Source organism: Acinetobacter sp. NRRL B-65365 (assembly GCF_001605865.1).
GTDB lineage: Bacteria > Pseudomonadota > Gammaproteobacteria > Pseudomonadales > Moraxellaceae > Acinetobacter > Acinetobacter vivianii.
On sequence record NZ_LRPD01000030.1, the window covers coordinates 1 to 12,931 of the forward strand.

At 41.3% G+C, this 12,931-nt stretch carries 11 protein-coding genes and 1 pseudogene; 8 read left to right on the top strand and 4 right to left on the bottom strand.

Going from position 1 to position 12,931, the window contains the following annotated elements:
* The first annotated feature begins 316 nt into the window (after positions 1-316).
* Genes tauA through tauD form a run of 4 tightly spaced genes read left to right on the top strand, consistent with a single transcriptional unit; the run spans position 317 to position 3,909 of the window.
* Positions 317-1,357 (top strand): taurine ABC transporter substrate-binding protein, encoded by a 1,041-nt coding sequence (tauA, locus tag AWW72_RS11970; RefSeq protein ID WP_171254718.1) that lies wholly within the window; start codon positions 317-319, stop codon positions 1,355-1,357.
* A gap of 9 nt (positions 1,358-1,366) precedes the next feature.
* Entirely contained in the window at positions 1,367-2,158 is a 792-nt protein-coding gene (locus tag AWW72_RS11975) for a taurine ABC transporter ATP-binding protein (RefSeq protein WP_062847491.1), read from the top strand.
* On the top strand, positions 2,155-3,033 hold the full coding sequence (gene tauC / locus AWW72_RS11980; protein ID WP_062847492.1) for a taurine ABC transporter permease TauC: 879 nt from the start codon (positions 2,155-2,157) through the stop codon (positions 3,031-3,033). The genes AWW72_RS11975 and tauC overlap by 4 nt, the downstream gene beginning before the upstream one ends.
* Before the next feature lie 30 nt (positions 3,034-3,063).
* Positions 3,064-3,909 (top strand): taurine dioxygenase, encoded by an 846-nt coding sequence (gene tauD / locus AWW72_RS11985; protein WP_062847493.1) that lies wholly within the window; start codon positions 3,064-3,066, stop codon positions 3,907-3,909.
* 352 nt (positions 3,910-4,261) lie between these two features.
* Here tauD and AWW72_RS11990 read toward each other — a convergent pair.
* A pseudogene (locus tag AWW72_RS11990) lies at positions 4,262-5,355 on the bottom strand (AraC family transcriptional regulator).
* A 64-nt stretch (positions 5,356-5,419) separates the two neighbouring features.
* Between AWW72_RS11990 and AWW72_RS11995 the strand changes: the two are divergent.
* The 3 genes from AWW72_RS11995 (at position 5,420) to AWW72_RS12005 (ending at position 9,794) form a co-directional block, all read left to right on the top strand.
* Complete coding sequence (locus AWW72_RS11995) at positions 5,420-7,168, top strand: neutral/alkaline non-lysosomal ceramidase N-terminal domain-containing protein (protein ID WP_062847495.1); 1,749 nt, start codon at positions 5,420-5,422, stop codon at positions 7,166-7,168.
* Entirely contained in the window at positions 7,165-8,451 is a 1,287-nt protein-coding gene (locus AWW72_RS12000; protein WP_062847496.1) for a D-arabinono-1,4-lactone oxidase, read from the top strand. The genes AWW72_RS11995 and AWW72_RS12000 overlap by 4 nt, the downstream gene beginning before the upstream one ends.
* A 179-nt stretch (positions 8,452-8,630) precedes the next feature.
* Entirely contained in the window at positions 8,631-9,794 is a 1,164-nt protein-coding gene (locus tag AWW72_RS12005) for an alanine racemase (RefSeq protein WP_062847497.1), read from the top strand.
* Positions 9,795-9,847: 53 nt separating this feature from the next.
* Here AWW72_RS12005 and AWW72_RS12010 read toward each other — a convergent pair whose 3' ends face one another.
* The 3 genes from AWW72_RS12010 to AWW72_RS12020 form a co-directional block, all read right to left on the bottom strand.
* Positions 9,848-10,213, bottom strand: coding sequence for a hypothetical protein (locus AWW72_RS12010; RefSeq protein WP_062847498.1), 366 nt, complete (start codon positions 10,211-10,213; stop codon positions 9,848-9,850).
* 137 nt (positions 10,214-10,350) lie between these two features.
* Positions 10,351-11,592 carry an OmpP1/FadL family transporter gene (locus AWW72_RS12015; RefSeq protein WP_062847499.1) on the bottom strand — a complete coding sequence of 414 codons (1,242 nt, stop codon included), beginning with the start codon at positions 11,590-11,592 and terminating at the stop codon, positions 10,351-10,353.
* Positions 11,593-11,852: 260 nt separating this feature from the next.
* Positions 11,853-12,293, bottom strand: a complete 441-nt coding sequence (locus AWW72_RS12020; RefSeq protein ID WP_062847500.1) for a universal stress protein — start codon at positions 12,291-12,293, stop codon at positions 11,853-11,855.
* Positions 12,294-12,539: 246 nt separating this feature from the next.
* Here AWW72_RS12020 and AWW72_RS12025 point away from each other — a divergent pair, with 246 nt between their 5' ends.
* A complete protein-coding gene (locus AWW72_RS12025; RefSeq protein ID WP_062847501.1) occupies positions 12,540-12,830 on the top strand; it encodes a hypothetical protein in 291 nt (96 codons plus the stop codon).
* The last annotated feature ends 101 nt before the right edge of the window (positions 12,831-12,931 follow it).

Sequence of the window (12,931 nt, forward strand, 5' to 3'; positions counted from 1 at the left end):
ATCTACTTTTGATCAATAATCAGTTTTTTATACGGATTATTAATATGATTTTTATTACATATCTATGTTGAAATTATTGTTATGAGTTTTAATGCTGAAGTTATTAAAAATAAATATTTTACTTTTCAATTAAAGACCCCTTTAACTATCAGCAAAATGTCATGAGAAAATAAAATGAAATAGCATTAAAAATATGAGTAGACGATAAAAACAGCAAAAATTGTTTAAAGCTTATTCTTATCTTTAAAAAGAATAAGTAACTCACTTTTTCTTATTTTTAATCATATAGCCTCGCGCATACCATAAGCAGATATTGTTGAAAGATCATCTAATTATGGGCATCAAGAACACCAAGCCGTTAATCGTTACAGCGATCGTCCTTGTGGCGATTGTTGCTTTTATTGTCTATCAAAATCAAAAAGATGCTGCACCTGCTCAGTCTAGAAATAATAAAGCGGTGGTAATTGCCTATCAGACTGGTATTGATCCTACCAAAGTTGCACAAGCCAACGGTGACTATGAGCGAGAGAGTGGACAGGCGATTCAATGGCGTAAATTTGATGCGGGTTCAGATGTGGTCAATGCATTAGCTTCGGGCGATGTCGTGATTGGCAATATTGGCTCAAGTCCATTGGCGGCTGCAGCTAGCCGTGATTTACCGATTGAAGTGTTTTTGGTGACAGCAAAATTAGGTGGTTCTGAGGCATTGGTGGTCAGCAACAAATCAGGCATTAAAACGCCGCAGGATTTGATTGGAAAAACCATCGCTGTGCCATTCGTTTCAACCACACATTACAGCTTATTGTCCGCTTTAAAGCATTGGAATATTGCAGACAATCAGGTCAAGATCATCAATTTGCGTCCACCTGAAATTACAGCAGCATGGGAACGTGGTGATATCGATGCGACTTATGTATGGGAACCTGCTTTAAGCAAAGTCAAAGCCAGCGGCCATGTTTTAACTGACTCAAAACAGGTCGGTGAATGGGGCGCGCCAACTTATGATCTTTGGGTCGTGCGTAAAGACTTTGCCGAGAAAAATCCTGAGTTCTTGAAAGCATTCGTGAAGACCAGTTTGCAACAGATCGAAGCCTATAACCAAGATCCAAAAGCATTTGAGCAGAATGCAGATCATATCCAGAAAATTGCTCAATTGACGGGTTCTGATGCCAAAGACATTCCATTATTACTTTCAGGAAATATTTATCTGGATGGTCAGCAGCAACAAGCGACTTTAGCAGGTGAATTTGCCAAAAATATTTTTGATACAGCGACTTTCTTAAAAAGTCAGGGCAAGGTCGATCAGGTGAAGCCTGATTATCAGGGCAATGTCACGACTCAATTCTTACAGCCATAGGAGATCGAAATGAGCGTATTAGCTGCTGAGCATCTTCATTTAACTTTTCCAAAGCAGACGTTACCTGTGCTTCAAGATATTAATCTGAAGATTGAAGAAGGCACCTTGACTGTGATTTTGGGCGAGTCTGGCTGTGGTAAAACCACTTTGTTAAATATTTTGGCAGGTTTCCAAGCACCGAGTTCAGGCCAGATTAAACTGGATCATGAAGTCGTGACTGCGCCTGACGCACGCCGTGCGGTGGTCTTTCAGGATCATGCGTTATTGCCGTGGTTAAATGTCTCGGAAAATATTGGTTTTGCTTTACAGCTCAAAGGTTTGAAAGCGCAAGAGATTCAACAACAAGTCGATGCAATCTTGAAAATTGTGGGTTTAAGCCATGTTGCTCAAGCCAATATCTGGGAATTGTCAGGTGGCATGAAACAACGTGTCGGTATTGCACGTGCTTTGATTAGCCACGCAGCCTTTATTTTATTAGATGAGCCTTTTGCAGCTTTAGATGCTTTTACTCGTGAAACCATGCAGCAGTTGGTTCTGGATCTGTGGATTGAGCAAAATAAATCGTTCTTCCTGATCACGCATGACATTGAAGAAGCGTTGTTGTTGAGCAATCAACTGGTGTTAATGACAGCTCGACCGGGCAAGATTGTCGAAACTTTAAAGCTGGATTTTGCAGATCGTTATAAGCAGGGTGAATCGATTCGAGCAATTAAATCCGATCCCAAATTTATTCAATTGCGTGAACAACTGTTTGAACGTTTACGTGTGCAGAAACAGGCAGGGCATGAGGTGGCTGTATGACGGGTCAAGCTAAAAATACAGCCTATGAAGTGACCAAGCCAGTTGCACTTCAAGCATCGGATAAACAACCGGCTTCAGTTTTGAATGCATTAGGTGGATTTATTGCTCGCCATCGTAGCTTGGTATTGAGTTTATCGAGCGTATTGAGTGTCTTGGTGATTTGGTACCTGATCACTGCATTAAAAATTGTTCCAAGTTTATTTCTGCCGAGTCCACAAGCGGTATGGCAAAAGTTCCTTGAAGTTAGCCAGCAAGGCTTTATGAAAGCGACCTTATGGCAGCATTTGGCAGCGAGTATTTCGCGTGTCTTGCTGGCACTTGTTGCAGCGATTGCGATTGGCGTGCCTTTAGGTTTGTGGATGGGGCTGAATAAATGGGTTCGTGCAGTGCTTGATCCATTGGTTGAGTTGTTGCGTCCGATTCCACCGTTAGCGTATTTGCCATTATTGGTGATCTGGTTCGGGATTGGTGAAACCACCAAAGTGCTTTTGATTTTCTTCTCCATTCTTGCGCCAGTAATTATCAGTAGTACGCATGGGGTGCTGAGTCATCAGCTCAATCGTGAGCGTGCAGCCTTATCATTAGGGGCGAGCCAGTCACAAGTATTTTGGCATGTGATTTTACCGACTGCGTTACCGCATATTTTAACGGGGATTCGTATTGGTTTAGGTGTGGGTTGGTCAACCTTAGTGGCTTCGGAATTAGTCGCGGCAGATCGAGGTATTGGTTTTATGGTGCAATCGGCGGCGCAGTTCCTGATTACGGATACCGTCGTGCTGGGCATTATTGTGATTGCGATTGTCGCAGTCAGTTTTGAATTATTCTTGCGTTGGTTACAGAAGCAATTATCTCCTTGGTATGGTCAACAGCTGTAAGTGCAAATAGTAAAGATGAGAGAGTTAGAGATGACGTTAAATATTGAAATAATTAAACCAACAATCGGTGCAATTATTCACGATGTTGATTTAAACACGGCTGATGAACATACCACACAACAAATTCAACAAGCATTGCTTGATCATCATGTCATTTTCTTTCGTAATCAGCAGCTAGCGCCACACGCACAAGCTGAACTGGCACGTAGCTTCGGTTCTCTGCATATTCACCCGATCTATCCATCTGTAGAAAATGTACCTGAAATCATTGTACTGGACAGCTGGAAACAGGATTTACGTGACAATGAGCTCTGGCATACCGATGTGACCTTTAGCCAGAAGCCGCCATTGGGCTGTGTATTGCAAGCGATTAAAATTCCACCTGTAGGTGGCGATACGTTATGGTCGAGTGGGGCAGCTGCATTTGCTGCGCTAGATCAAGATTTACAGAAGAAGTTAAAAGGCTTAACCGCAACGCATGATATCCGTCAATCTTTCCCGATTGAGCGTTTTGCGCATAATGATGTTGAGCGTAAAAAACTGGAAGAAACCTTTAAGCGGAATCCACCTGTTATTCACCCTGTGGTGAGAACGCATCCAGTTACAGGCCAGCCGATTTTGTTCGTGAGCGAAGGGTTTACCACGCGTATTAATGAGCTGGATGAGACGGAAAGCGCTGAGTTGTTGCAGTATCTATTTGCCCATGCAACCAATGAGCAGTTCCATTTGCGTTGGCAATGGCAAGCGGGTGATGTGGCGATTTGGGATAATCGTTGCACGCAGCATAAGGCTTTATTTGATTATGGTGATGCACATCGAATTATGCATCGTGCCACGATTAATGGTGATGTGCCGTTTTATCAAGCAGCAAGTTAATATTTAGTTTTAGATAAAAAGCTTGGGTAAAATCCTGAGCTTTTTTATTTTATAGTTTGATCCTTTCGGTTTTATTTTATAATTTGATCGCTTCGGTGGAATCTTACAGAGATCTCATCCTATTTTAGGATTTGCCTTCGGCTGGAGTTACTTTTTTGAAAAAGTAACCAAAAACTTTGTCATCCACAAAACCTGTTTACTTCCAACATCTCTTTAAATTAATCGCAGAAATAGCATTTGATTAATCTCACGCAGGTTGTGGATGACGTGTAGCACCAGTGATTCCAGAGAGAAGTTCTTTATACAATGGTGGATAGCACCAATTAATTAATCCAGAATTTTCAAAGTATATTTAATTAAGATGAGCCTCTTGTTTATAAACGGAAGGCGCTTGTCCCGTCCAACGTTTAAAGGCACGTCGGAATTCGCGGAGCTCACTAAAACCCAATTGCATGCTGATCTCACTCATGGACAGGTTCTGTTCAATAAGTTGTTTAGCTTTACGCTCCAAGACATTTTGCCGAATTTGTTGAAAACTTAGACCTTCCGATAATAATTGTCGTCTTAGATGGCGTTCACTGATGCGTAAATGTTCAGCGGCTTGCTGCATCTCGAAACGTTCAGGTAATTGCTGTTCAATTAAATGATCGAGTAAATGCACATAACCGACTTGATTGAGCTGATCAATTTCTTTTAAGGCTTGCTCACAGATTTGGATGGCAGTTGCATAGTTGGCTGGGCTGTAATTCTTTAAGCCACGTTGCAACATGCTGCTATTAAAGCGGATGATATTTTTAGGACTGTTAAATTGAATCGGACAGCCAAAGATAGTTTTATATTGTTCTTGGTATTGGTTAGGGAAATAGCTGAGAGCAAGACTAATCACATCATCATGATCACCCAGCATCGCGTTTAGACAGGTGATGATGCTGCTAAATAATTCATCGTGGAAAAAAGCTTCCAGATCATCACAGGGATGAGAATCAATCACTTCCAGCTCACAGGCATCCGCTTGGAGACTAAAGTTGAGGTTGAGCACGCTGCCAGAAATACGATGGTAACGCAGCGCAATGTCTAAAGCATCAGCCACGGTCTTGCATGATTGCATGGCAAAACCCAAAATCCCCATTGAAATCAAACCCTCACTACTGCCAAGTTTTAAGCCGAGGTCGGGTTGTTGATAGGCTGCAATGGCTTGACGCACGACATCGCAAAGCTGTGGGAAACGAACAACGCCCTGGGTTTGCTGAATTTGAGCGATATCCAGACCAGAGTCTTGAAACCAGACGGCATATTCCCACTGCTGTTGCTCTGCATAGTGGATCAGGCTGGCTAAAATCGTGGGTGGAATAAACTGCTGCTGGTCATTTTTATAGATGCTGTGTTTAGGCATAAGTCCGTTTTGCCCCCCAAGAAAAGTTCCTTTAACCCTGTTGGGTATCGCATAATTTTGATTAACTTTCAACAGGCTTAAGACAGCTAGAAAAAGAATTTTAAAAGGAAAGCACCAATGTATCAGGTGGGTTGGGATAAAAAGGAAATTAAAATAACGCCGAAAGGTTATGCCATGTTTGGTTATGGGCAATGGTCTCATCGTGCTTATGAGCAACGTACAGCTTTATATGCCCGAAGTGTGAGTATTGTTGATCAATACCACAATCGACTGCTGATCTGTTGTCTGGATTTAGGCTGTATTACCCATGCCATGCGTAGCCAAACAGTCGCGCAATTAACTGAACGATTAGGCTCAACATTTGATGAAAATCAATTGGTGTTAACAGCAACGCATACCCATTCAGGGCCAGGCGGTTGTGCGCATGAAGCTTTATATAATCTGCCGACACCGGGTTTTGTACCTGAACATTTAAATGCCATTGTTAAAGCGATTGTACTGAGCATTGAACATGCGATTGCGGTAGAACAAGATACTGAAATTTTTACCAGCACAGAGCATTTTCCCGAACAGATACCTGTCGCATGGAATCGTTCAATCAAAGCGTATAATCGAAATCCCGAGGTGAGACTACATTCCGAAGCTGAAACGCATTTGGCTTTAAATCGAGAAATGCAACTGATTGGTTTTTATCGTGAACAGAAATTACAGTCCTTTATTTCTTTCTTTGGCGTACATGCCACCTGTTTGGGAAACACCTTAAAAGCGTATGATGGTGATAATAAAGGTTATGCAGCTGCATTTTCAGAGCAGGCTTTAGTTGAGCAAGGTATTCAAAATCCTGTGGCAATTTTTGCCCAATCCACCGCAGGAGATGTATCGCCGCATTTTCATGGTAAAGACCAGCTTAAGATTCGTCATCAGATTAAAGGTGAGCAGGAGTATCAATACGCACAACAAAATGGACGTTATCAAAGTGAATTGGCTTTGACGGCTTTACAGCAGGATATTTCTAAAAATCTGGAAAAAGTTGAAGGCAAGATAGATGCCGTTTTGTCCTATGTTGATCTGAGTAATATTGAAGTTCCTGCTGAATTTGCCTATGGACAGCATAATGCCAAAACCAGTCAGCCTTGTCACGGCACTGCATTTTTTGCAGGTACGCCTGTGGATGGTTTAGGTGCGCCCAAACCATTCATTATGGGGATGCAATTTTTAGCGGATCAACTGCGTAAACATAAACTTAAAAATTCAAATTCAGCAGATTTTATTGTTGATCAGCAGCTGTATGCTTCACAAGGACCAAAGCAGATTGTATTGGAAGCAGGTGCTAAAAAGATTTTAGGCCAGCCGATTGGCTTTCCGCCCAGTATTCTTGATCCATTGATTGCCGAGATGAATCGACAAGTCAAAGCAGGCGCGATTCAGGACAGTCCTTTAGTGCCGAGCGTTGTTCCCTTACAAATTGTGCGATTAGGGTCTTTGGCACTGATATGTTGTCCAGGCGAATTTACAACCATTGCAGGGCAACGTGTTGTCGCTACAGTGAAACAGACGCTTGCTGCACAGACTTCAATTGAAAAAGTTTGGTTCGCTTCATACTGCAATGATTATATGGGGTATGTCACCACTTATGAGGAATATCAGGAGCAGGCGTATAAGGGCGGACATACCTTATTTGGGCAATGGACTTTAGCTGCCTGTCAAAGCAAATTCAAAGATTTAGCAGAACAATTATTATTAGAAAAACATAAACGTCATTACGATGAAATGACATGTCCACAGCCCATTCCAAAACAAGAACTCGCAAAACGCACGAATCATGGCAACTTAAAAACTGCCGTCAGCCAAGGAGAGGCAGTATGAGTGATCTAAAACAAGGAATTTGGTCAAATTGGTCTGGTTTTCAAAAAGCCAAACCGCAGCAGATTCTTCACCCTGCTAATATTCAAGAACTACAGACCATCGTTCAAGCACATCAAAAAATACGGGTAGTGGGTGCAGGACATTCTTTTACGCCGTTGGTCTGTACCGATGCCACCTTATTGTCTCTGGATCATATTGCAGGGATTGCATCGACTGATGTTGATCGATGTCAAAGCAGTATCTATGCAGGCACACGTTTATATGATTTAGACCAACATTTAAAACAGCAGCAAATTGACCAAGCCCTGATGAATCAGGGGGATATTGATCAGCAAAGTCTAGCAGGAGCGGTGTCTACGGGGACACATGGTACAGGGGCAGATTTGCATTGTATTTCGGCCTATGTTGAAGCTTTCGAGCTACTGACAGCTTCAGGTGAAATCCTAAAATGCAGTCGTACTGAACATCCTGAAATTTTTGCGGCTGGACGAGTGTCTTTGGGGAGTTTGGGGATATTGACTCAAATCACCATGCAAAATCGTCCGTGTTATAAATTAAAAGAACATATTGAACTTTGTCCTGTAGAGGACATGATGCAGCATATTCAGCAATGGAAGTATCAGCATCGGCATATTGAATGTTTTGTATTCTCCTATGAAAAGCAGTTGATGCTGAAAACTCTGGATGAGACTGATGAAGAGATTTTGCCACGGAAGGAGAATTTCCCTTCTGATGATACCTTACTGACTTTATGTTCTGAGTTGACCAAAAACTTTCCTTCATTAAATCCTTATTTACAGAAGCTATTGGGAATCTTTGTTAAACCGACGACCTATGTGGATTGGTCGAGCACAATTTTCCCAACGCCTCGTAATACCAAGTTCAATGAAATGGAATATCAAATTCCTGTTGATCGTGGAATTGAATGTTTGGATGAAGTATTGCATGCGTTAAGGGCCAATAAGGTTGCGACTTTTTTTCCACTCGAATTTCGCTTTGTGAAGGGAGATAATATCTGGCTCAGTCCTTTTTATCAGCAAGATTCGATTTCGATCTCGGTGCATCAATACTATAAACAAGATCCGCGTTTGATTTTTGATGTGGTTGAACCGATCTTGCAGAAATATCAGGGGCGTCCGCATTGGGGTAAAATGCATACCATGAACAAGACACAGCTTCGTGCTCTATATCCAAAGTGGGATGATTTTATGGCTTTGCGTCAGCAGCTTGATCCAGAAGCCAAGTTTTTAAACCCCTATCTGGAAAAGTTGTTTTTAGGTTAGTTTTAACTTGGGTTTGATTTAAATGTTTATTTAATTTATTGAAAAATAATTAACTTAACGGAGTCTTGCCGAGTTTTTATCCATTTTAGGATAAGCCTGCGGCTAGCCTTACTTTGGTTTTGCCCTGAGAAGCGTACCAAATTGTATGTAAATTTTCTTGGATTGAAAAAGGTATTGCCATGTTGGATCATTATTTTAAGCAACTCAATCTCGACCTGAAAAAACAGGGGATTGCCACACCGCAACTGATCATCGATGAGGTGGCCTTAAAACAAAATATCCAGTATGTTCAAATTCGTCTTGCTCATGCCAAACACTTAAAAGCACGCTTGGTGGTAAAGTCTTTAGCCAGTCTAGATTTGCTCAAGGTGTTATCTGAACAGATCAATACACAACGCTTTATGGTGTTCCATCAACCGCATATTATTTCAATGTTAGAAAATTTTGCCGAAGCCGATATCCTGTTAGGCAAACCGATGCCTGCCCAAGCGGTTCGTCAATTTTTTGAACAGCATGCAGAATGGTCAAATGCCAATATTCAGTGGCTGATTGATACCAAACAACGCTTACAGCAATATCTTGAGATTGCCCAGCTCTATGCTCTATGTTTGCAGGTGAATATTGAGATTGATGTTGGTTTACATCGTGGTGGGGTGCAATCTACAGCGCAACTGACTGAAATATTAAAGCTGATTCAACAATATCCGCAGTATTTAAAGCTCTCTGGTTTGATGGGCTATGATGCGCATGTCAGTAAAATTCCTGCCATCATTAAAAAACCTGAACTGGCTTATCAAAGTTCGCAACAGACCTATGCCACTTACCAAAAGTTAATCCAAAATCATTTTCTGATGCTCTGGAATGATGAGCTTTGTTTTAATGGCGGCGGCAGTCCGACCTTTAGCTTTCATACCACTCAAAGTGTCTGCAATGATTTGTCTTTTGGTTCAATGTTGCTCAAACCGAGTGATTTTGACAGTGATTTTTTAAGAGCATTACAACCTGCTTTATGGATCGCAGCACCTGTGTTAAAAGTTCTGCCATTTACCCAGCTTCCTTCGATGTCTTTACTGGATAAATTGCCACATAAATGCAAAGCACTGTTTATTTATGGCGGCTATTGGCTGGCTGATTATGTCTATCCTGCTCAATCGCATACGCATGCGTTGTATGGGCGAAGCAGTAATCAGGAACTGGTCAATGTGCCGAAGGATTGTGATATTCAGGTCGATGATTTTGTGTTTTTAAGACCAACGCAGAGTGAAGCGATTATTCCTCAGTTTTCCGAGTTAAAGTTGTATCGCAACCATGCTTTTGAGTCATGGCAAACTTTTAGTGAGTGATTGAGCATTACTCATCAACATTCAACCTAAAAGCCTGCCGTGTATTTTGAGTTTTAAAATAAATCGCTCAAATGACAGCTTTTGGCTTCAGTCAGATTTTCAATCGAATCTACCAGTAAAATATTGGTGTCATTTTCACTTTTATAAGCGGCAATGACTTCTGCATAAATCGGTTGTTTAAGTTTTTTGGCTTTTGACAGGAAATTGGAGATGACTTTTTCATTTGTCCAATCAGCATCTTTGAGAACATATTCATTTGCTGCAATATCACATCGCGTCAAAATGGCTTTTTTATCTTTTATGCTTAGGGTGCCAATAAAAATATCCATACTTTCTTTGGGATCAGTCGAATTGGCCAAAGCTGCTACAGGCAAGAATAGGCTCAATATAAACAAAAAGCTAAGCGATGTTTTTTTCATTGGTCTTTCCTAGAGATCAAATGGGCTATAAGAATAAGGCTGCTGAGATTCTAATCTAATCCGTGTATTTGATACTAGGAGATAGCCAGGTAGGAACAAGATTTAAAGCACTGTTCCTACTCGGATGAATTTACTGTCTAAAAGCGATAACCAATTTTCAAACCATAACCGATCGCACTGTTATCTTTAAAGTCGGCCTGTTCAGCAATCGGTTTAATCCCTGGTACGGGAATGTAATAGGTACCATCTTCGGCAACGACATCACCGAGCCAGAAGTACTTAATTCCACCTGCAATAAAGTAGTTGGGTGCTGGATTAAACTGAACGCCTACACCCAAGCCCCATGAACCTTGCGTTGGATTCAAAGTGGATGCTGGATCACCTGTCCCAGAGTCCCAACTCACTTCCGTAGATGCACTCCATTTTTCGCTAAACTGATGTCCAATACCGACATTCGCCATCCACTGATCTTTTTGATAGCTGTCCAAATCAAAACCACCTGTGTATGTACCTTCACTGATTAGGCCTGTCAGATATTCTGTTACTGCGCCAAACTGGGTTGGGCGAATATGGAAATCTTTCCAGTTGACCCAGCGGACATTGGCATAGGCGAGCGTGTCTTTATAAACACCTGTTTGAAAATCAAGACTCACCGATTGTGGCGTACTGATTTTGGTTTTACTTGGTGTTGTCACTTCTAAAGGCTGACCAAACATGGTTTCGGTAACTTGCATGTCGTGGTCGATCTTGGAGCGATAGGTGACTGCCGCTTTTAAAGCAATATCAGGTATTTGATAACTCAGACCCGCCAGCCAGCCGACAGCATGATCCTGTTTAAACTTGGCATCATAACCATTAAAGGCTTCGCTATAAGAATTACCTCGTAGTGCCACATCGCCTTTGACGGATTGATAAACAGCACCACCATACAGTTGAAAATTGCTAAACGGGCTGACCCCAAAAATCATACTGATACTTTCGGTATCGACATTGACTGAGGTGCCTTGCTGGGTAAATTCATTATCCGAAAAGGTATTATTGGACTGCATCGGATAAGTAATGTCCGCGCCAAAAGGCTGGTCATAGAGCAAGCCGAAGCTGATTCGGTCGGTGAGTTGTAGCTTGAGCGCGGCGGCATAATATTGAAAGCTATTGCCCATATTGCCTGAGTTCAGATTTTGCGGATCATTAACCAGCTCTGGGCGATTACGGATTTTCCCTGAAATATCCGGATCTACCGCGGTCGCACTCACTTCAACATAATTGCCATTTTCCAGAAAAGCTAAAATGGATTGGCCTGACTGATCCAGTGCAGCAGCATGATTCACTGTGCTGGCAAAAAGGGCACACAGGCCGATTAAAATTGGATTGCGTTTCATATTGATCATCCTTGGAAAACCGTGTCTTATTTTTAGCGCTGATTTTTTTATTAACGGTCATTTTTTCTATTCGCAGTAAATTGATTTCACTCAATATTTAAAATAGAAAATCAATGTCCATGCCAGTAGTGAAGCATCTTTTCAAGGCATGGAATAGGGTTGTAAATGTTCGGGATGGGGGGATTAACGGTCAAAAGGTTTTGATCCAGACAAGAAAAAAACCTTGTGATAAGGCACAAGGTTTTTGGGAAATTTACAGCTTATTGTTTGATGATCAGCACTGGAATATGCGATTCAGTCAAAACGGCACGTGCCACGCTCCCTAGCAATAGGCGTTTCACGCCAGTACGTCCATGTGAACCCATCACAATTAAATCTGCACCGACTTCATCGGCAACGAAAAGAATGCCTTCACTGGCTGAACCATGATGAATTTTGGTGTTAACCTCAATACCATCACGGACAAAGGATTGGGAAATATCCTGTAGTTGGGTTTTGGCATGCGCTTCGGCTTGCATAAAATAATCGGTAACCGCAGGTGCAAATTGATAAAAATCAACACCAACAAAAGGATCAACCACAACCACACTAAGGATGGTCACCTTTGCTCCTGATAATTTTGCTAAAGAAAGTGCATGTTCAACTGCCGCATAGGAAATTGGAGAATCATCAACAGGTATTAATATATTTTGATATGACATCTTATATTACTCCTTTATGGTTATAAAAAATGAAAGCATAAGATGTTGATAACATATTGAGTCTAGGTGAGCAAATCAGCATCGTTTGAAAAGTGATGATAAAACTGAAAATAATCTAGAAAAACAGGGGATTCCCCCGCAAAATAGAGCGATAAAAAAATCACTGTATTTTTGTAATTCAGCTTAAGATGAACTTGAGATTCAACGAGAAAATTTGAGCGTTATTTAAATAAATAAGGAAGTATTGTGTTACTCAATCTAGATGCCTTTAAGCAACAAAAATTTGACCAGATGGCAGCCAAAATCATGGCTGATCCAGACATGTATCTGGATTTTGATTCGGTTTCAGATTTTTATAAAGCGACATGGTTAGATGAGTTTCCGCAAGGCACGATATGGTCAGCCACTGGACTGGATGATGGTGCTGAACAATTTTATGCGGTGATTGAATATGGAGATCACTATCTGTATATCAGCCGAACAGAACGCGTTACGGTCAAATTAGGCATGCGTCATCATTACAATAAAAATAACTAATCCGAGCAGTCATCCATTTTTGCCTGATCAGATTTTGAGATGTAAATGAGAATGCTATACTTTTGCGCAATGATGAAATCCTAATAAAACGAAATGGAAAT